At 50.1% G+C, this 20,563-nt stretch carries 22 protein-coding genes and 1 other RNA gene; 22 read left to right on the top strand and 1 reads right to left on the bottom strand.

Features of this window, described 5'->3' with window-relative positions; all coding sequences use genetic code 11:
• Positions 1-20 precede the first annotated feature (20 nt).
• The 22 genes from HMPREF3047_RS09425 (at position 21) to murU (ending at position 19,496) form a co-directional block, all read left to right on the top strand.
• Positions 21-1,331 (top strand): O-antigen ligase family protein, encoded by a 1,311-nt coding sequence (locus HMPREF3047_RS09425; protein ID WP_070713690.1) that lies wholly within the window; start codon positions 21-23, stop codon positions 1,329-1,331.
• Complete coding sequence (locus HMPREF3047_RS09430; protein ID WP_070713692.1) at positions 1,328-2,398, top strand: glycosyltransferase family 4 protein; 1,071 nt, start codon at positions 1,328-1,330, stop codon at positions 2,396-2,398. Before HMPREF3047_RS09425 ends, HMPREF3047_RS09430 begins: the two co-directional genes overlap by 4 nt.
• 13 nt (positions 2,399-2,411) lie before the next feature.
• Positions 2,412-3,584 (top strand): glycosyltransferase, encoded by a 1,173-nt coding sequence (locus HMPREF3047_RS09435; protein ID WP_070713695.1) that lies wholly within the window; start codon positions 2,412-2,414, stop codon positions 3,582-3,584.
• Positions 3,577-4,194, top strand: coding sequence for a sugar transferase (locus HMPREF3047_RS09440; RefSeq protein ID WP_070713697.1), 618 nt, complete (start codon positions 3,577-3,579; stop codon positions 4,192-4,194). The genes HMPREF3047_RS09435 and HMPREF3047_RS09440 overlap by 8 nt, the downstream gene beginning before the upstream one ends.
• Positions 4,181-5,155: an ATP-grasp domain-containing protein gene (locus HMPREF3047_RS09445; protein WP_070713700.1), complete on the top strand. Its 975-nt coding sequence runs from the start codon at positions 4,181-4,183 to the stop codon at positions 5,153-5,155. The genes HMPREF3047_RS09440 and HMPREF3047_RS09445 overlap by 14 nt, the downstream gene beginning before the upstream one ends.
• Positions 5,148-5,840, top strand: coding sequence for an HAD family hydrolase (locus HMPREF3047_RS09450; protein ID WP_070713702.1), 693 nt, complete (start codon positions 5,148-5,150; stop codon positions 5,838-5,840). Before HMPREF3047_RS09445 ends, HMPREF3047_RS09450 begins: the two co-directional genes overlap by 8 nt.
• Positions 5,841-5,853: 13 nt before the next feature.
• Complete coding sequence (locus tag HMPREF3047_RS09455; protein WP_070713705.1) at positions 5,854-6,633, top strand: methionyl-tRNA formyltransferase; 780 nt, start codon at positions 5,854-5,856, stop codon at positions 6,631-6,633.
• Positions 6,626-7,801 (top strand): DegT/DnrJ/EryC1/StrS family aminotransferase, encoded by a 1,176-nt coding sequence (locus HMPREF3047_RS09460; protein ID WP_070713708.1) that lies wholly within the window; start codon positions 6,626-6,628, stop codon positions 7,799-7,801. Before HMPREF3047_RS09455 ends, HMPREF3047_RS09460 begins: the two co-directional genes overlap by 8 nt.
• 108 nt (positions 7,802-7,909) lie before the next feature.
• Positions 7,910-9,811: a polysaccharide biosynthesis protein gene (locus tag HMPREF3047_RS09465; RefSeq protein WP_070584694.1), complete on the top strand. Its 1,902-nt coding sequence runs from the start codon at positions 7,910-7,912 to the stop codon at positions 9,809-9,811.
• A gap of 43 nt (positions 9,812-9,854) precedes the next feature.
• Entirely contained in the window at positions 9,855-10,982 is a 1,128-nt protein-coding gene (locus tag HMPREF3047_RS09470) for a polysaccharide export protein (protein WP_070713711.1), read from the top strand.
• Between the two features lie 171 nt (positions 10,983-11,153).
• Positions 11,154-11,603: a low molecular weight protein-tyrosine-phosphatase gene (locus HMPREF3047_RS09475; protein ID WP_070584690.1), complete on the top strand. Its 450-nt coding sequence runs from the start codon at positions 11,154-11,156 to the stop codon at positions 11,601-11,603.
• Positions 11,604-11,629: 26 nt separating this feature from the next.
• On the top strand, positions 11,630-13,789 hold the full coding sequence (locus HMPREF3047_RS09480; protein WP_070713713.1) for a polysaccharide biosynthesis tyrosine autokinase: 2,160 nt from the start codon (positions 11,630-11,632) through the stop codon (positions 13,787-13,789).
• 135 nt (positions 13,790-13,924) lie between these two features.
• Positions 13,925-14,914, top strand: a complete 990-nt coding sequence (locus HMPREF3047_RS09485; RefSeq protein WP_070713716.1) for an NAD(P)H-dependent glycerol-3-phosphate dehydrogenase — start codon at positions 13,925-13,927, stop codon at positions 14,912-14,914.
• Positions 14,915-14,988: 74 nt separating this feature from the next.
• Positions 14,989-15,312 carry a hypothetical protein gene (locus tag HMPREF3047_RS09490; RefSeq protein WP_070713718.1) on the top strand — a complete coding sequence of 108 codons (324 nt, stop codon included), beginning with the start codon at positions 14,989-14,991 and terminating at the stop codon, positions 15,310-15,312.
• An 11-nt stretch (positions 15,313-15,323) separates the two neighbouring features.
• Positions 15,324-15,620 (top strand): cell division protein ZapA, encoded by a 297-nt coding sequence (gene zapA / locus HMPREF3047_RS09495; RefSeq protein WP_070713721.1) that lies wholly within the window; start codon positions 15,324-15,326, stop codon positions 15,618-15,620.
• A gap of 14 nt (positions 15,621-15,634) precedes the next feature.
• A non-coding RNA gene (gene ssrS / locus HMPREF3047_RS09500) (6S RNA) lies at positions 15,635-15,815 on the top strand.
• Between the two features lie 178 nt (positions 15,816-15,993).
• Positions 15,994-16,425 carry a 50S ribosomal protein L13 gene (gene rplM / locus HMPREF3047_RS09505; RefSeq protein ID WP_003684605.1) on the top strand — a complete coding sequence of 144 codons (432 nt, stop codon included), beginning with the start codon at positions 15,994-15,996 and terminating at the stop codon, positions 16,423-16,425.
• A 12-nt stretch (positions 16,426-16,437) separates the two neighbouring features.
• On the top strand, positions 16,438-16,830 hold the full coding sequence (gene rpsI, locus HMPREF3047_RS09510; RefSeq protein ID WP_003681515.1) for a 30S ribosomal protein S9: 393 nt from the start codon (positions 16,438-16,440) through the stop codon (positions 16,828-16,830).
• 84 nt (positions 16,831-16,914) lie between these two features.
• Positions 16,915-17,424: a protein disulfide oxidoreductase gene (locus HMPREF3047_RS09515; protein ID WP_210399763.1), complete on the top strand. Its 510-nt coding sequence runs from the start codon at positions 16,915-16,917 to the stop codon at positions 17,422-17,424.
• 340 nt (positions 17,425-17,764) lie between these two features.
• On the top strand, positions 17,765-18,202 hold the full coding sequence (gene hpaR / locus HMPREF3047_RS09520) for a homoprotocatechuate degradation operon regulator HpaR (protein ID WP_003684610.1): 438 nt from the start codon (positions 17,765-17,767) through the stop codon (positions 18,200-18,202).
• A gap of 10 nt (positions 18,203-18,212) precedes the next feature.
• Positions 18,213-18,713 carry a 4-hydroxyphenylacetate 3-monooxygenase, reductase component gene (hpaC, locus tag HMPREF3047_RS09525; protein WP_070584680.1) on the top strand — a complete coding sequence of 167 codons (501 nt, stop codon included), beginning with the start codon at positions 18,213-18,215 and terminating at the stop codon, positions 18,711-18,713.
• 87 nt (positions 18,714-18,800) lie between these two features.
• A complete protein-coding gene (gene murU / locus HMPREF3047_RS09530) occupies positions 18,801-19,496 on the top strand; it encodes an N-acetylmuramate alpha-1-phosphate uridylyltransferase MurU (protein ID WP_070713729.1) in 696 nt (231 codons plus the stop codon).
• Positions 19,497-19,589: 93 nt separating this feature from the next.
• Here the strand turns inward: murU and rarD are convergent, their stop codons facing one another.
• Positions 19,590-20,492, bottom strand: coding sequence for an EamA family transporter RarD (gene rarD / locus HMPREF3047_RS09535; protein ID WP_070584678.1), 903 nt, complete (start codon positions 20,490-20,492; stop codon positions 19,590-19,592).
• Positions 20,493-20,563: the final 71 nt, after the last annotated feature.

Consider the following 20,563-nt stretch of genomic DNA (forward strand, 5'->3'; position numbering starts at 1 on the left):
ACGATAACAACAGAACGACTATGAAAATAAAACGTCTAAATTTATACACTTACATCCTATACATTATGTTTACAGCTTATATGCTGGGGCCGGCGCTGTCTTTTAAAATCGGCGTACCGCGCATCGATAATCCTTTATCGTTGTTGTTCGTATTGATTGGCCTTGCCGTATTCTTTTTGGAGGGCAAGCATATTCCGCGCAAAATTTTTGTCATGCTCTGCGCCCTGGCCGCCATGTGTATTTGGCCGGCCATCCACATGGGCATTACATCGCTGATACCGACTCAATACATGGACATCTTGTTTTTTATGGCGGTGCCGGTTTTTTTCTACTTGTTTTACCAAGTGCTTATGCGCGCTGAAAATCCATTGGGCGTTATTCAGAAGTTTTTATTGGTCTTTGCCCTTTATGTTGCCATTCCACCATTTGTGGAATTGATTACCGGCATTCAGTTTGTCAGTGCCAGTGATGAACTGGCCATTAAAGAAGGTTCGCTCAAAGGGCTGTTTTTCAATCCCAACAACCTTGCTGCCACTGCCGTTTGCCTCGCACCCGCCATCCTATTTTTCTTTCAACTGCAAGGACGCAAACACAAAGAGAAACTACTGGGCTGGGGATTATATTTACTACTAGGTATGGCCATTTTTGTTTGCGTATCACGCACAGCTATTGCCTGCTACCTTTTGATTTCACTCATTTATATAGCTTATCGTAAAAATGGTTTTATTACCGTTATTGCCACAGGACTGCTCGCGTTAACATTATCGATGATTCCATCCCGTGTCATCGCGGAATTTTTGCTGTCACTTAACGGCAACCCTTTTCTTGAACGTTTTTCCAGCCGCGTGTACCTTTTTCTATTCGATTTAGACAGCGACAACTCTGTGTCCTACCGTCAGGAGATTTACAACTATTTTTGGAATAATCCGCCCCTGTTGCTAACCGGCTACGGACCAAAAAATTTTCGCGACTATTTTGGCGGCCACTTGAGTAACAGCCTGGGTTTTGAAAATCCGCACAGTTTCATCATCGAACTGTATTTGGGTTTCGGCATAATTTCCCTGCTCGGTTTTATTGCATTTGTAGCGTTTTATTTCCTCTACACTACCTCAAGCCGTGCACTAACCAACAAATCACGCGTACTGGCTTGGGTAACTTTGGGCATTTTCTTGTTGGCAGGTTTTATTCCGTCCACCATTTTGCGTATGCCCTTCATCTGGCTACCCTGCCTGCTGATTTACATTTACAGCACATTTGTCGCATCCAAATTACAAAATCAGGCCGCTTACACATATAGCTATACCCCATCTAAAACAAAGGGAATATCATGAAAATCACCCTGACTACCTCCATGTCCGGCCTCGGTGGCACTGAAAACGCCACTTTCCGCCTTGGTCGCCTGCTCAAACAACGCGGACACGATATCGTATTGGCCTCTTCAGACGGCCCTTTGATTCAGGAAGCGCAAGCATTGGGCATCCGTTGGCAGCCGATTGATTTTTACCAAGGTGGTCTTTTGGGTTACGTCAAAGGCATGTTTGCCTATATGAAACTGCTGAAAAAAGAGAAGCCCGATGTGATTCACTGCCAAATGGCGCGTATCGTTCCAGCCTGTGCCATTGCAGCCAAGCTCGCTTCGCCGAAAACCAAAGTGTTCTACCACGCGCGCGGCCTTGATCCGGAAACTTATCCAAAAATCGCCAAGCTTTTCGACAAGCTGGGCGTGTACATCATCGGCAACTGCAAACACGAACGTGAAAAACTCATCCGTTACGGTTTCCCTGCCAACCGCATCACCTACACCTACAACGCCCTGCACAAAGTAGATTTCGTTCCTGAAAAAACAGTCAAAGACTATGTCCAACTGGGTACGCTTTCCCGTTTGGACACCGTCCGCGCCGTGCATCTGATGTTGGATATTTTGAAGAAAATGGTTGACCGTGGTATGCCTGTACGCCTCAACGTTGCAGGTATCGGCGAAGAAATGGACAACCTCAAAACCCAAGCCAAACGTTTAGGCATTGAAGACAAAGTCACCTTCCTCGGCGGCGTCCGCGACTTGACCGGCTACTTCAAAGAAGTCGATATTTTGGTGAACACGCCGCATTGCGTAGGCGACCACGGAGCAGGTGTCGGCAACAATATTTTGGAAGCCGGCCTTTACGACACGCCTGTCGTAACCTACAACATGGCGGGCATTTCGGAAATGGTCATTACCGGCCAAACCGGCTACTGCATTCCTTTCGGCGATGACGAAGCATTTATCGAAGCCGTCGATACACTCATCAAGCGTCCAGAGTTGCGCGGTCAAATGGGTAAAGCCCTGCACAAACACGTCGAAACCTTATGCTCCGACGACGAAATCTACCGCACCACCATGGCTGCGTACGAAATGTAAGGCTGTCTGAAACATGAATATTACCATCGTCGCCCCTTATTGCTCACTGCCGTCCGAGCCGCATTTCAACCGCTTCTGGTATCTTGCCGAGCTGTTGTCTCAGTCGCATGACGTGTTACTGATTACCAGCAACTTCAAGCACTATAACAAATCTTTCAGACGGCCCGAAGATGCCGAGGCCGCCTCACAAGGCCGTCTGAAAGTCATGCTGTTGGAAGAAAGCGGATACAGCAAAAACGTGTCTTTAGGACGCTTGGCCAGCCATCACCACTTCGTCAAACATTTTGAAAAATGGTTGGAAAACTGCCGTCCGGGCGAACAAGACGTCGTCTTTTCCGCCTATCCGCTGATTGCCACCAACCTGCTGTTGGGCAAACACAAAGCGCGTTTGGGTTACAAACTAATTGTCGATGTGCAGGACGTATGGCCGGAGTCTTTCTCCTCAGTCGTACCTTTTTTGAAAAAAGTACCGCACAACCTGCTGCCCTTTGCTTCACGCGCCAACCAAGCCTACCGCTACGCCGACGCGCTGGTTGCCGTATCGCAGACTTATCTCGACCGTGCCAAAGAAGCCAATCCGAATGTACCTGGCGAAGTCGTCTATATCGGCGCTGACTTTCCCAAACTCGATGCCGCGCCTGCCAAAGATTTTGGTGACGACAAAACCCGCTTTTTCTACTTGGGCACGCTCAGTTACAGCTATGACGTGGAAACCGTGTGCAAAGGCGTTCTCAAGCTGTTGGACGCCGGCGAAAACGTCGAGTTGCACATCATGGGCGGCGGCCCTGATTTGGACAGGCTCAAACAATACGCCTGCGACGACATCAAGTTTTACGGCTACATTCCCTATGCCGAAATGATGTCGGTTGCCAAGGGCTGCGACATTGCCATCAACGCCATCCAGTCCTATTCAATGGCATCGATTACCAACAAACTCTCCGACTATATGGCTTTGCAAAAACCGATTCTGAACAGCCAGGTCAACGACGAAGTTGCCAAAGTCCTTACCCTGCTGCCGCATGCGAACTACCGTTCCGGCGATGTGGACGGTTTCGTTCAAGCCGCCAAAGATATTTTGAAGCGCAAAAACGATCCTGTTCAGTCCGAAGAAATCGTCCGCCGTTTCAAGCGCGACGTTGCCTATCAAAAAATCGTCAACCTGATTGAAAGATTAGCTCATGAATAAATTTTTCAAACGCCTGTTTGACATTGTCGCCTCCGCTTCAGGACTGATTATCCTGTCGCCTGTGTTTTTGATTTCGGTGTACCTCATCCGCAAAAACCTAGGCTCGCCCGTGTTCTTCATCCAAGAGCGGCCGGGCAAAGATGGCAAGCCGTTTAAAATGATTAAATTCCGCTCCATGTGCGATGCAATCGACAAAGACGGCAACCCACTACCGGACAGCGAACGCCTGACTGATTTCGGCAAAAAATTACGTGCCACCAGTTTGGACGAACTTCCTGAATTATGGAATGTCTTAAAAGGTGAGATGAGTCTAGTTGGCCCTCGTCCGCTGCTGATGCACTACCTGCCGTTGTACAACGACTTCCAAAACCGCCGCCACGAAATGAAACCAGGCGTGACCGGTTGGGCTCAAGTCAATGGCCGCAACGCCATTTCATGGGATGAAAAATTCGCCCACGATGTTTGGTACATCGACAACTTTAGCTTTTGGCTGGATATCAAAATTTTGTTCCTGACAGTTAAAAAAGTCTTCGTCAAAGAAGGCATCTCAGCCGAAGGGGAAGCCACAATGCCTTATTTCACGGGTAACAAAACTGATGAAAAAAAATAATATACTGATTCTGTCGGCAGGTCGCCGTGTCGAATTGGTGCAGGACTTTCAAACCGAAGCCGCACGTTTTTCAGACGGCATCGGCGTTTTTGCCACTGACCTCAACCCCCACATGTCTTCTGCCTGCCATGTTGCCGACCGCGCTTTCAGCGTGCCGCGCATCGATGTAGCCGAATACATTGACAGCATTTTCGAGCTGGCCAAACAACACGACATCGGTCTGATTGTGCCAACCATCGATACCGAGCTGCTCAAACTGGCCGAAGTACGTGACCGTTTTGAAGCTGAAGGAATACATATTGTCATTTCCGATGCAAAGTTGATTACCCTGTGCCGCGACAAGCGCCTGACCTCAGGCCTATTTGCACAATACAGCATCCGTTCCCCTGAAATTTACGAACGGGACCACCTGGTTTTCCCATGTTTTGCCAAGCCTTATGACGGCAGCCGCGCCATCGGTGCGAAAAAAATCAACACACCGGCTGATTTGACTGTCGACATTACCGAAGACCCGAAAATGATGTTCACCCAATACATCGATATCGAGAATACTTTCTCCGAATTTACCGTTGATATGTATTACGACCGTCAAGGCCGTCTGAAATGCGCCATTCCTCGCGAACGTTTGGAAGTGCGCACCGGCGAAGTCAGCAAAGGTGCAACCCGACGCAATGCCCTGTATGAAGAGCTGGTTGAAAAAATGGCCGTATTGGAAGGCGCACGCGGCTGCATTACCGCGCAATTCTTCGTCAGCAAAACCGACAGCACGACCTACGGCGTGGAAATCAACCCTCGTTTCGGCGGCGGTTTCCCGCTGACTTACGCCGCAGGCGGCAACTATCCGGGCTGGCTGATTCAAGAATACATCGGCGGCCAAGACATCCCTTTCTCCGACGACTGGGAAAACAATTTAATCATGCTTCGTTATGATGCTAATATTTTGGTAAGAGAACATGATTAAACCGGAAGAATCCGTCATCGTCTTCGATCTTGACGATACGCTTTACTCTGAGTACGACTACAAATGCTCCGGAATACAGGCAGTTGTAGGGACAATTACGTCGCTTTACCCGCAATACAATGTCGACGTACTAAATGAAATTGCAGACAATAAAAGTAAAGACTGGCTCGAAAATTTGTGTCATCATTGCAAATTAAACGAACTAGAGAAACAATCACTTTTGTGGCAATATCGACTACACCGGCCTGTTATCCGACCCTATGTCGAACCGTCTTTTTTACGTAAGCTGATGCGCCCTTTTGTCGCACGCGCCCTGATTACAGACGGTCGCAGTCTGACACAGCGTTTGAAAATACAGGCCTTGGGTTTGACCGATTTGTTTGACGACATTTTGATTTCGGAAGCCATACAATCGGAAAAACCCGACGATAAGCGTTTTGTCTTCCTGCAAAACAAATATCCGGCTGCAAAACGTTTCATCTACATCGGCGACAACATCAAAAAAGATTTTGTCGCACCCAACAAACTGGGTTGGCTCTCCATAGGCATCATGCCTAAGCCGCACAATATTCATCAAGCCGATCCCGAGCAATACGGTCGTGAATACCAGCCCACCCTTTGGATAAACACCCTGGAAGAATTGGCTACACTGACAACTTCCGCCACCGAAAAAGCAAATGCATAAGGGACATTTCTCCATGAAAATCTTATTTATGGGTCGTAAACAGGTTTCCGCCAACCTGCTTCGTTTTTTGACCAAACAAGACCATATCGAAATCGTCGGTGTCTTGACCGACAGCCATCTGCAAGGCTCGCCGACCACGGCTGCCGCGCAGGAATTGGGCTTGCCCCTGTACACCTTCGATACGGCTTTGGAAGCAATGCGAGAAGGCCGTCTGAAATACGATTTGGGCTTGTCTGTCCTTTACTGGCGCAAGCTGCGTGATGAATTCCTGAGCATTCCGACTTTAGGCACGATCAACTTCCACCCTGCGCTGTTGCCCGAATACAAAGGCACAGGCGGCTACAACCTGGCCATCATGGACGAGCTGAACGAATGGGGCAATACCGCCCACTACGTCGATGCTTCCATCGATACCGGCGAAATCATCGAAGTGGATCGTTTCCCTATCGAAGCTGAAACAGAAACCGCCCAATCTCTCGAACGCAAAACCATGCAGGCATTGGAAGATTTCGCGCGACGCATCATCACCCGCGCCATCGAGTCAAAAACCAAATTGCCGACTACGCCAAACATCGGTGGCCGCTACGTCAGCCGTGATGAGATGGAAGCCATGAAGCAAATCCGCGACGGCGACGATGTGGAGAAAAAAATCCGTGCGTTTTGGTTCCCGCCTTACGACGGCGCATACGTCGAAATCAAAGGTCAGAAATACACCCTGATCAACCGCCAATTGCTGGAAGAAATCGCCCCCAAAGGCTCAACCAGTCTTTTTGCAGGAAAAACAAATGCTTAATACATCACTCTCCCCATGGCCAAGCTTTACTCAAGAAGAAGCCGATGCCGTTTCCAAAGTCCTGCTGTCCAACAAAGTCAACTACTGGACAGGTACGGAATGTCGCGAATTTGAAAAAGAATTTGCCGCCTTTGTCGGCACGCAATACGCCGTCGCCCTTTCCAACGGTACGTTGGCTTTGGACGTAGCCCTCAAAGCAATGGGCATTGGCCAAGGCGATGATGTGATTGTCACTTCGCGCACTTTCTTGGCTTCCGCATCCTGCATCGTGACCGCCGGCGCAAATCCGGTGTTCGCCGATGTCGATTTGAACAGCCAAAACATCAGCGCCGAAACCATCAAAGCCGCTTTGACGCCAAACACCAAAGCCATCATCGTGGTTCACCTTGCCGGCATGCCTGCCGAAATGGACGACATCATGGCTTTGGCAAAAGAACATAACTTGTGGGTTATCGAAGACTGCGCCCAAGCGCACGGTGCGAAATACAAAGGCAAATCCGTCGGCTCTATCGGCCACGTCGGCGCTTGGTCGTTCTGCCAAGACAAAATCATGACCACCGGCGGCGAAGGCGGCATGGTCACCACCAACGACAAAGAGCTGTGGAGCAAAATGTGGTCATACAAAGACCACGGCAAAAGCTACGATGCCGTGTACAACCGTGAACACGCACCCGGTTTCCGCTGGTTGCACGAAAGCTTCGGCACCAACTGGCGCATGTTGGAAATGCAGGCTGTCATCGGCCGCATCCAGCTCAAACGCATGCCCGAATGGACGGCCCGCCGTCAAGCGCACGCCGCCAAACTGGCTGAAAGCTTGGGCAAATTTGCCAGCATCCGTTTGGTTGAAGTAGCCGATTACATCGAACACGCGCAATACAAGTTCTACGTTTTCGTCAAACCCGAACACCTCAAAGAAGGCTGGACACGCGACCGCATCGTGAACGAACTGAACGCGCGCAAAGTCCCATGCTATCAAGGCAGCTGCTCCGAAGTGTATTTGGAAAAAGCCTTCGACGACACGCCTTGGCGTCCGAAAGAGCGTTTGAAAAACGCTGTCGAGTTGGGCGACACCAGCCTGATGTTCTTGGTGCACCCAACCCTGACCGATGAAGAAATTGCGTTCTGCAAAGAAAACATCGAAGCCGTATTGACTGAAGCCACGTCATAATCATTTTCAGACGGCCTGCAACTTCAGGCCGTCTGAAAAAATAAAACAGCCTGCTTCAAACAATCCGTACCAAGCCACATTACAACACTCAGACACAAGAAATATAAAATGAACTTGGAAACCCTGCTGGCTCTGCCGCGCAACCTTAAAAAAACCTTCTTCGTCATCCACGATATCTTGATGATATTCGTGGCGTTTTGGTTTGCCCAAAGCCTCAAAGTGCAATATTCCGACGAATGGTTGAGTATCGCCAACTGGCTGGCTTTCGGCAGCACCGCTGTGCTGACCATCATCCTTTTCATCCGTATTGGCCTCTATCGCGCCGTAACACGCTTCGTCAGCATCCGCGTCCTGACCGCCGCCGCATTCGGCAGCATCATTTCAGCGGTCTTGTTCTGCCTGACCACCCTGATTTTTGAGCAAAAACTACACCTTGCCCTGCCTATCGTCTATTTCTTGGTCTTGGTGGTCGGCGTGACCAGCTCGCGCATGATCCTGCGCGCTATTCTGACCGACCATCACCGTAAACAGATGACCCCCGTCATCATCTACGGCGCAGGCCAATCCGGCCGCCAGTTGTTGGAAGCCATCAAACAGGTTAACGAATATTCGGCCATCGCCTTTGTCGATGACAACCCAAAAATCCAACGTACCGTCATCTATGACCTTGCCGTCTACAACCCCAACGAAATCCCGATGCTGATCAGCCGTTACGGCGTCCGCAAAATTCTGCTGGCGATTCCAAGTTCTACGCCTGAAGAACGCAAAGACATCATTCGCCGCCTCGAAGCATACAAATGCGAAGTCCTGACCATTCCGGGCATGAAGGATTTGGTGGACGGCAAAATCAACGTCAGCTCATTGAAAAAAATCTCTGTGGTCGATTTGCTCGGCCGCGCCCCTGTGACACCGCGCCCTGAATTAATGAGTGCCGACATCAGCGACAAAGTCGTGATGGTGACCGGCGCAGGCGGCTCTATCGGCTCCGAACTTTGCCGTCAGATTCTCAACTGCCGTCCGACCAAACTGCTGTTGTTTGAATTGTCCGAATTTGCCCTATACAGCATAGACAAAGAATTGCGCGAAACCCAAGCCGCGCAAGGCAGCCAAGTCGAAGTCGTACCGCTTTTGGGTTCGGTTCAAAACAAAGAACGCCTTAGCAGCATCATGAAGGCCTATCACGTCGACACCGTTTATCATGCCGCGGCCTACAAACACGTCCCTATGGTCGAGTTCAACACCATCGAAGGCATTCAAAACAACGTGTTCGGCACACTCTGCTGCGGACAGGCTGCCGTAGATGCGGGCGTTTCCACCTTTGTTTTGATTTCCACCGACAAAGCCGTCCGTCCGACCAACACCATGGGCGCCAGCAAACGCATGGCCGAACTCTGCCTGCAAGCGCTTGCCGCCGAGCCGGAGCAAAAAACACGCTTCTGCATGGTGCGTTTCGGCAATGTATTGGGTTCGTCCGGCTCCGTTGTCCCCGTATTTGAAAAACAAATTGCCGAAGGCGGCCCGATTACCCTGACCCACCAAGACATTACCCGCTACTTCATGACGATTCCCGAAGCGGCGCAACTGGTTATCCAAGCCGGCGCAATGGGTAAAGGTGGCGACGTATTCGTCCTCGACATGGGTGAATCCGTAAAAATCATCGACCTTGCCCGTCAAATGATTGTCCTCAGCGGCCTCAAAGTGAAAGACGAGCAACACCCACACGGCGACATCGAAATCAAGATTACCGGCCTGCGCCCGGGCGAGAAACTTTATGAAGAACTGCTCATCGGTGATGAGGTGCAAAAAACCACTCATCCCCGTATTATGACCGCCAGTGAAGTAATGCTTCCATGGACGCAATTATCTGACATACTGTCGGAACTCGAAACTGCTTGTCTCCAAAGCGACCAAAACAGCCTGCGCCAGCTTCTGTTACGCGCACCGACAGGCTTCGTACCTAAAGACGGTATCTGCGACTTGGTTTGGCAACAAAACAATAATGCCGTCTGAACATTTTCAGACAGCCCAGACACCATCCCGCAAGGACTACTACATGAAAAAAACACTCTCCCTGCTTACTCTATTAGCACTGACTGCCTGTAACAGCACGACAGTCATTCCTGGTTCAACCATCAAAACCAGAACCAAAACCATTGTTTACACCGATACCGACACCGCAGCCGATACCAACCTCGACAGCCGCGTTGCCGTTTACCCCATTACGCCCAATCTGATTGAAAAAATGCGCAAGCCGCCTGTACTTTCCCAAAACAACAAAGGTTTGGAGCAAAGCAAAAGTGCTTACCGCTACCGCATCGGCAGCGGCGACGTCCTCAATATCATGGTTTGGGCGCACTCCGACCTCAACTCCCCTATCCAGCAAAGCAACCCGCAAACCAACCAAGTCAGCCGCGGTGCCTGGGTAGATGAGGGCGGTTACATCACTTACCCATTGGCAGGCAAAATTCAAGCCAAAGGCAAAACTTTGGACGAATTGCAAAATACCCTAACCAACCTTCTGAAACGCTACATCAAAAATCCTCAAGTAGCCATCAACGTTACCGAATTCCGTTCGCAACGTATTTCAGTATCCGGTGCCATCAGCCAAGCAGGTCAGCTGCCGATTACCAATATCCCGATGACCATTTTGGATGCCATCAACCAAGCAGGCGGCGTCACCCAAAGTGCCGACACCCAACACATCAAATGGACGCACAACGGCGTCGACCGCACCCTCTCCCTGCAAGACATGCTGCAATACGGTGATATGTCGCAAAACCATCTTCTCAGCCATGGCGACATCGTTTACGTTCCTAACAGCAGCAACAACAAAATCTACATCATGGGTGAAGTCGGCAAACAAGCCACTCTGCCGATCGGCAATCACGGCCTCAACCTGACCCAAGCGCTCGGCGAAGTCGGCGGCATGAACCAAAACTATGCTGATGCAACCGGCGTATTCGTGATCCGCCGCGCACCAGAAGATGCGGCCAAACCTATCCACATCTATCAGCTCAACCTGAAAGATGCGACTTCTTACGCACTGGGCAGCGAATTCAAACTGCGTTCGGAAGATACCGTTTACGTTACCGCCGCCCCGGTTACCCGTTGGAACCGCGTAATGTCACAAATTACCAACTCCATCAGCAACGTCAACACCCTCGACAATACATTTAAATAAACAGTGGTTCCTGCTGTCAGACCCTTGTTTGACAGCAGGATACAAAATTACGCACAATCCAAACCAATTACATAAACGGCATACAAAAGCCGTACACACCACACAAACGGAAAAGCAGTATCTTATAGTCTGACTCACGCTTTTTTCAGACCATAAACCGAAAACAATATCATGTACCACAACATACTCATCGTCTGCCTAGGCAACATCTGCCGCTCCCCTACAGCAGAGCGGATCATGCAGAAAAAACTACCCGGCCATCAAATCAGCAGCGCCGGCATAAAAGCACTGGCAGGGAAGGATGCCGATTTCCAAGCCATTAAAACCGCACTCAAACACGGCGTTATCGTTGCAGGCCATACGGCACGCCAGCTGACCGCCCAAATGTGCGAGCAGGCCGATTTGATTCTTGTGATGGAGCCCAGTCAAATCGATATGGTGGCCGACATCCATTCGCCGGCACGCAGCAAAACCATGCTGTTTGCCCAATGGTTACCTAAAAAAACCGTACCTGACCCATACAAACAAAGCAGCGAAATGTTTGAAGCCGTTTTTGAACAGCTCAATGCTGCCGCAGACACTTGGAAAACCAAACTAAACGGAAAAACTCAACCGGTATAAAACCGGCATGAACAAGAAAGCAAGCAATGAAAAAAACGACCTACATACCTTACAGCGCAGACAACGACGACATCGACTTCGGCCAACAGCTGCGCGTAATTTGGACAAATAAATACAAAATCCTCGCTGCCCTGCTTGCAGGCGGCGTTCTTGGCGCAGCCTTCAGCTTGGCATCCACTCCGCAATACCGTGCCGATGCTATGCTGGAAATTGAAACGCGACAAAACCAAATCCTGACCGAAATCAACAGCATCTTCAACAACCAAACCACGCCGTCTGAAGCAGAAGTCGAGCTGGTTCAATCACGCTTGGTGCTGGGTAAAACCGTCGATGACCTTCAGCTTGACCAAGAAGTCAAAGCCAAATACACACCCGTTATCGGCAGCCTGATGCACAATATCAGCGGCGACCCCGATCCTAAATTGACCGTCGGCAGCTTTACCGTACAAGACGAATGGTTCAACAAAACCTTCACGCTGACCGCCAAAAGCAACAAGGCCTATACCCTTACCCTGCCTGACAAACGCGTCGTCGAAGGCAAGGTCGGCGTGCCTCTGAAAATCAACAATCACACCATCCTCAAAATCGATCAAATATTGGCCAATCCGGGTCAAGAATTTGCGTTGACCAAGTTCTCCCGCATCAGTGCGATCGAAAACATCCAAAACAAACTGGCTGTTATCAGCAAAGGTAAAACCAGCCCCATCATCAACCTTGCCTTTACCGGCACCGACCCTAAACGTACCAGCGTCATCCTCAACAGCATTGCCGACAACTACGTTGCGCAAAACCGTGAACGCGACGTCCAAGTTGCATCCAGCGGTTTGGCCTTCATCAGCGAAGAATTGCCACGCTTGAAAGAAACCTTGCAAGACGCTGAAAACAAACTCAATGCCTACCGCCAACAATCAGGCTCTCTCGACATTCCACTCGAGTCCAAAGGCGCATTGGAAAGCCTGACCAGCATCGAAACCCAAATTACCCTGCTCAAAACCGAAGAAGCAGGCTTAGCCGAGCTGTACACGCCGGAACACCCTTCCTATAAAGCCGTATTGGACAAACTTGCCGTTCTCGAGCGCGCTAAAAACAAAATTAATCAACAAATTGCCGAGTTACCGAATACCCAACAAGAAGTTATCCGCCTGACCCGCGACGTAGAAACCAACCAGGCTACCTACGTCCAACTGTTGAGCAAACAACAAGAACTCAACATCATGAAAGCCAGTGCGCAAGGTAATGTACGCATCGTCGATTATGCCTATGTTCCTGAAAACCCTGTTGCCCCGCGCAAAGCCGTCATCACACTCCTGAGCGCACTTGCCGCAGGTTCATTGACCGCTTTGTGGCTCATGATCGGCAACCGCATGAAAAACGGCATTACGTCATCTGCAGAAATCGAAAACCTCAATTTGGAAGTCGTCGCTCTTGTTCCGCACTCCAAAACCCAGCAAAAACGCGACTTCTTCAAAAGCAAATTCAAGAAAACCGGCGGCCGTTCCAACTATCTGCTGGCCAGTGAAGACCGCGCCGATACTGCCGTCGAAGCCATCCGCGCCCTACGCACCAATATCTACTTCTCCATGCTGGACGCGCCTAACAACATCCTCATGATTACCGGTGCCGCGCCTGAAGCAGGTAAATCCTTTATCTCCGCCAACCTCGCCACCGTAATGGCGCAGTCAGGCAAACGCGTTCTGCTTATCGATACCGATATGCGCAAAGGCTACCTCGACCGACTCTTCGGCCTTACCCCCGAGTTCGGCTTGTCTGACATCCTCAACGGCAAAGCGGCTCCGGCCAAAGCCGTACAAGAGACCGGCATTGAAAACCTCCACCTCATCAGCAGCGGCAGCTATCCTAGCAATCCGTCCGAGCTTTTGATGGACAAACGTTTCAACGAGTTGCTCACCCACGCGCGCCAACGCTACGATTACGTCATCTTGGACACGCCGCCCGTATTGGCCGTGACCGACGCCGTCATCATCGGCCAACATGCAGGCACCGTCCTGATGATCAGCCGTTATGCGCACACGCGTGTACGAGAGCTTGAGGCCAGCGTCGAACGCCTCAAACAAAACCACATCAACATCAAAGGTGTCGTCCTCAACGGCATGAAGCACGAAGCCAACAACAGCTACGACTACTACGCCTACGATGCCTACCATTCCGGTAACAATAAATCATAAACCGAAGCAGGCCGTCTGAACTTTCAGACGGCCTAAGGCTTTTTAAACGGCACAAAAAATTTTTCACAAACGCCGCCCTTGCACCCCAAAGCCGTTTGTTTTAAAGTAAGCCCCGTTCCCATATGGAAGAGAAACATGAAAATTACCGTCATCGGCGCAGGTTCGTGGGGTACAGCTCTCGCGTTGCACTTTGCGCACCACAACAATGAAGTTACCCTTTGGACACGCAATCCCGACCAAATCCGCACCCTGCAAGCAGATCGCGAAAACAAACGCGGCCTGCCCGGCTTCCCTTTCCCTGAGTCCCTGACCGCTCATGCCGATTTGGGCGAAGCGCTGAAAGACAGCCAACTTGCCCTGATCGTGACCTCCGTAGCCGGACTCAGAAGCAGCGCCGAGCTGCTCAAACAGCATAACGCCGCCGATATTCCCGTTCTCGCCGCCTGCAAAGGTTTTGAACAAGATACCGGCCTTCTGACTTTCCAAGTACTGAAAGAAGTCCTGCCTAACAATAAAAAAATCGGCGTTCTCTCAGGTCCGAGCTTTGCCCAAGAACTTGCAGCCCAACTGCCTTGCGCCGTCGTGCTTGCTTCCGAAAACAAAGACTGGGTGGAGGAAACCACTGCCCAACTGAACACCAACGTGATGCGTCTGTACGGCAGCACCGACGTCATCGGCGTCGCTGTGGGCGGTGCCGTTAAAAACGTCATGGCGATTGCCACCGGCCTTTCAGACGGCCTCGAATACGGCCTCAATGCACGCGCAGCCTTAGTAACACGCGGCCTTGCCGAAATCACCCGCCTTGCCATCGCCATGGGCGCACAACCCAAAACCATGATGGGCTTGGCAGGCATCGGCGACCTTATCCTGACCTGTACCGGCGCACTCTCGCGCAACCGCCGCGTCGGCCTCGGCCTCGCAGAAGGCAAAGAGTTGCATCAAGTGCTTGTCGAAATCGGCCACGTTTCCGAAGGCGTCAGCACCATTGAAGAAGTCTTCAACACCGCCGCCAAATACCAAATCGATATGCCTATCACTCAAACCCTGCTGCAACTCATCCGCAAAGAAATGACGCCGCAGCAAGTCGTTGAACGACTGATGGAACGAAGCGCGCGCTTCGAGTAAACGGTCGCACCGTCTGCCATTCAGACGGCCTGACGCACAATATGACGGCCATAAGGCCGTCTGAAGGGAAACACATGAACCAATCACTGAACAATCTGGAAATCAACGTTTACCAACTTGTCCAAAAATTTGAAACGCTGGTTTCAGAAAACCGCCGTCTCAACGAGGAAATCGACAGACTCAAACTCGAGCAAGAGCAACAAAAACGCCAACACGATGCGGCCATTGACGAACTCAGCGAAGCCTTGCTGGTTCAAGTCGGCAAACTCAAAGAAGACCTGCAAAGCAAAATTGACAACCTGACTGCCGAAAAAGAAAACTACCGCAACACGCTGGCCCAAAGTGCAGACCAAATCCGCAGCCTCATTGCCCGACTGCCCCAAGAAACACAACAATAAAAGGATGCCCCGTGAGTATCGAACAAGTCAATCTCGACATCATGAATGTCAACTTCACCATCAACACGCCGAGTGAAGAAAAAGCCACCCTCCTGCAAGCCGTTGAAATGCTAAACAAAAAAAGCGATGCGATTAAAGAAAGTGGCCGCATCGTCGGCACAGACAAAATCGTCGTCATGGCAGCCCTCAACGTCGTACACGACCTCTTAAAAACCACCCTCAACGACGATTTGGCAATCGGTGAATTTGAGCGTAGAATAACCGACATGAACAACGCGTGCCAAAAAGCACTGGCGCGCTTGGAGTAAAACTGATTTTCCCCTTTTCCCTGCGGTGTTCGCGAAGGCATACATTCCTTTGAACCAATACGTTCGCTTTAGGTTGCCGGGAGCTGTAGTGGGCGCGAGTGTCCGTTTATCGGACGCACCCGAAACTACCCGAGGTGACCGCCTTGTCAGCAAGGTTCAAGCGGATTCAGCCTAAACGGCACTCGTGGGGATTCCCTAAAAAAGCCATACCGACAGGTGTGGCTTTTCCCTTTCCAAGTAAAGACTTTCGTAAAGATTTCCGGCCGTCTGAAAAAACCGCATATTCATGCATCAAACACGTTCGATTAAGATTGACAAAAACCAATCTCCTCTTTAAAATCCATAACTTTCTATATATATCTGGATTCCAACCATGAAAACCTTCTCTGCAAAACCCCACGAGGTGAAGCGCGAATGGTTCGTCATTGACGCAGAAGACAAAGTTCTGGGTCGTGTCGCAGCCGAAGTCGCACACCGTCTGCGCGGCAAACACAAACCCGAATACACCCCTCACGTTGATACCGGCGATTACATCATCGTCATCAACGCAGACAAACTGCGCGTGACCGGTGCTAAATTCGAAGACAAAAAATACTTCCGTCACTCTGGTTTCCCAGGCGGCATCTACGAGCGCACTTTCCGCGAAATGCAAGAGCAATTCCCAGGCCGCGCTTTGGAACAAGCCGTAAAAGGTATGTTGCCTAAAGGTCCTCTGGGCTACGCCATGATCAAAAAACTGAAAGTGTACGCCGGCGCCGAACACGGCCACGCTGCACAACAACCTAAAGTTTTGGAACTGAAATAATAAGGACACGACATGAACGGTAAATACTACTACGGCACAGGCCGCCGCAAAAGTTCAGTGGCTCGTGTATTCTTGACTAAAGGTACCGGCCAAATCATCGTAAACGGCCGTCCCGTTGACGAATTTTTCGCACGTGAAACCAGCCGCATGGTTGTACGTCAACCTCTGGTTCTGACTGAAAATGCCGAATCTTTCGACATCAAAGTTAACGTAACCGGTGGTGGCGAAACTGGTCAATCCGGCGCCATCCGTCACGGCATCACCCGTGCACTGATCGACTTCGATGCAGCTCTGAAACCAGCCCTGTCTCAAGCAGGCTTCGTTACTCGCGATGCTCGTGAAGTTGAACGTAAAAAACCTGGTTTGCGCAAAGCACGTCGCGCAAAACAATTCTCCAAACGTTAATACGTTTTCAGAATCGAATCAAAAAGCCTTGCTTTGCAAGGCTTTTTTCATTTATCAAACAATAATCCAATATCCCCGCAATATATGATGAAAACCCTGCTCCACTACGCCAAATCATTGCTTCAGGCTGTGATTCTCTTCATCTTCTTATCCCTGATTGTCGACTGGGTGCGCAAGCCTGACCAACCTTTGCAGTCGGCAGCACAAACACTGACTTTAACCAATGGTCAAACCACTTCCCTCCAATCCTTCAGCCAAAATCGGGTTGCCGTCGTTTATTTTTGGGGCAGCTGGTGTCGTATTTGTTCATACACATCATCAACCATAGAAAAACTGCACCAAGACAATATCCCAACATTGGGCGTAGCCTTGCGCTCCGGAAGTGACGCGGACATTACCCACCATATGCAACAAAACAATCTATCCTTTCCAAACTTCAACGATTCAGACGGCCTGATGGCTCAAAAATGGAACATAGCCGTCACACCAACCATTATCATATTAAAAGATGGCAAAATGATTCATCACACATCCGGACTTTCCAGTTATATCGGATTAAAAATCAGAATTTACTTGGCAAATATCTTCAGCTAAATTCATTGAAAATCCACTAAAAATAGGAAATCTAAAGAATAATTTCACCTGAATACATTCAAACAATTCAATTTCATAAATAAATAAACTATCTCTTTCCCAATAACATATCATTTTGTTGAGATTATAAAGAAAATAGACTAAGATATAACCATAAGAACAATTGGAAACATTATTATCAAAACAAACTGTTAGAGATTCTCATCTAATATCGTGGCAGTGATGCTTTTGTTCCCATAGACCCGGCTGCCGATGGCAGCCTTAAAACAGCAATATTCGCCTTTATCAATCTACCTCACGCTTCAACGGTTTGATTTTTGATAACACCGGAGACTTAGTAATGCCCAACCAATCTAAACATGCATCTATCAATATCGGTCTGATTCAGGCACGGGAAGCATTGATGACCCAATTCCGCCCTATTCTGAACCAAGCCAATATTACTGACCAGCAATGGCGTATCATCCGGCTCTTAGCGGAAAACGGCACACTCGACTTTCAAGATTTGGCCAATCAGGCCTGCATCCTTCGCCCCAGCCTGACCGGCATTCTGACTCGCCTGGAAAAAGCAGGTTTGGCCGTTCGCCTGAAGCCTTCCAACGACCAACGCCGTGTTTATCTGAAACTAACGCCCGAAGGTGAGAAACTCTATGAATCCATCGGTGCATTGGTTGACGAACGCTACGATGCGATTGAAAAAGTTCTGTCCAAAGAAAAAATGGCACAACTCAAAGAACTCTTGGCAGAGCTGGCAAAAATCGAACAGGCATTAAAATAAAGAAAGTCGGATGACAGACTCAACACACACACTCAAGGGACCATTTCGAGATGCCATGGCCTCCTGTGCCGCCGGCGTACACGTTATCACGACAGACGGCGAAACGGGACGCTATGGCATTACTATGACTGCCGTAACTGCCATTACCGATGAGCCGCCGACGGTCATGCTGTGCATCAACCGCCAATCCGCCATCATTCCCATCCTGCAAGGCAACCGTGACTTGTGCATCAACACGCTCAACGACAGCCAACAGGATGTTGCTGAACACTTTGCCGGACTGACCGACCTCTCGCCCGAAGAACGCTTCGAATACCATATTTGGCACAGGGGACAAACCGGACAGCTTGAAGTCGAAGGTGCGCTGGCGCACCTGCACGGCAGCATTGTCGATCAACGCGAAATCGGCACGCATTACGTCTTTTTCGTTCAGCTCAACGAAATCCGCAATACCGACACGCAGGCACCGGCATTGCTGTATTTTCGTAGGCAATTCAAATCTTTGGCATAAATAAAGGTCTCAGGCCGTCTGAAACATCGGTTTCATTTTTTCAGACGGCCTGAGACTTTTTCTGTTTCACACATTATAGGCACACCCATGAAAGCAATGATATTGGCCGCCGGTCGCGGCGAACGCATGCGCCCGCTGACCGACCACACGCCAAAACCCTTACTCGAAGTGGCAGGCATGCCGCTTATCGGCTGGCACTTACGCCGCCTGCGGAAGGCCGGCTTTACTGAAATCGTCATCAACCATGCCTGGCTTGGCCAGCAAATCGAAGACACCTTGAAAGACGGTTCGGACTACGGCGTGCGCATTGCCTATTCTCCAGAACTCGCCGGAGGCCTGGAAACCGCCGGTGGCATTGCCACCGCCCTGCCTCTTTTGGGCGACGAGCCGTTTTTGGTCGTCAATGGCGATGTGTTGACTGACATTGATTTCCAAGCTGCACGACTGGCTGCCCAGCGTATGCAGGAACACAACCTTCTCGCCCATTTGTGGCTGGTGGACAATCCGCCCCATCACCCCGAAGGCGACTTCGGCCTGCTTTCAGACGGCCTGGTATCCGCCTCATCCTCAGACGGCCAAGCCCTAACTTTCAGCGGCGTGGGCGTTTATCATCCCGCACTTTTCAAAGATACCCCGGCGCATCAGGCTGCCAAACTTGCCCCTCTGTTACGTCAGGCCATGAGCCAAAGCCAAATCAGCGGCGAACACCACAACGGCCTTTGGTTGGACGTCGGCACAGTCGAACGCCTGCAAGAAGCCGACCGTATTGCCCAAAGCTGGTAAAACAAAAGGGACGTATCCGATACATCCCTTTCAATATCAAAGGCCGTCTGAAAATATTGGTCAACCCATTTTTCAGACGGCCTCAATCTATCATCAAGCTTTAGCCAATTTCTTTTCTTTCTTCATTCCCAACAAGCCATTGACAATCATCACGCACAATCCCGACCAAATCAGGCCATAGCCGATCAATGCGCCTTTTTGCACCGGCTCACCCAGCCATACAATCGACACAATAAAAAGCAATACAGGCTCCAAATAGCTCAACATGCCGAACACCGCAACCTGCAACAACTGACTCGCCTTCAAATTCAAATGCATAGATATTGCGCTATTGAAGCCTAGCAACACAATAAAGAAAATTAAAACCGGTTTGGCCGCAATCATCGCCGGCGTATCCGTTGCAAATATAATATACGCCAACGCAAATGGCGTAATCATCATCAAATCAAAAGTCAGACCGATTAAAGAAGGCACACCCAGTTTTCGGCGTGGCAGATAATAAAACGGATAGGTGCCGAACACCCATACAGTCGTCCACGAAAACGCACCCGACCGTACCAATTCACATGCCACGCCTGCACACGCCAACGCAACGGCAACCGTCTGCAATCGGTTTAAACGCTCTTTAAACCAAATCCGTCCACCCAGCATCATCGCCAAAGGAAACAGGAAATAACCCATGGCGATGTTTACCCCTTCCCCGTTGACCGGCCCCCAGACAAACAGCCACAACTGGCTGGCAAATATCGGCGTCGGCAATACAATCAATAGCCACCGCTTCCAATCGCGGCCGATATTGCTCGCAAACCGCGCCGCCGCCCGCCAACCGTTGACCATCGTCATCAGCACGCATAAAGCCGACAACATCGCCACCATACGCCACGCGAAAATTTCTGTGCCACTCATCGGCTGCATCCATACGCCGTACAGAAACAGCATGGCAAACAACACATTGGACGTTATGGCCGCCAGCAAACCTTTGGATAAATTCGTCATTTCAGACGGCCTTCCTCAATAAATCAATATTGATATTGTAAAGAAAATGTGTGAAAAAATTTCTCATATTT

Source organism: Neisseria sp. HMSC075C10 (assembly GCF_001815615.1).
Lineage (GTDB): Bacteria > Pseudomonadota > Gammaproteobacteria > Burkholderiales > Neisseriaceae > Neisseria > Neisseria subflava_A.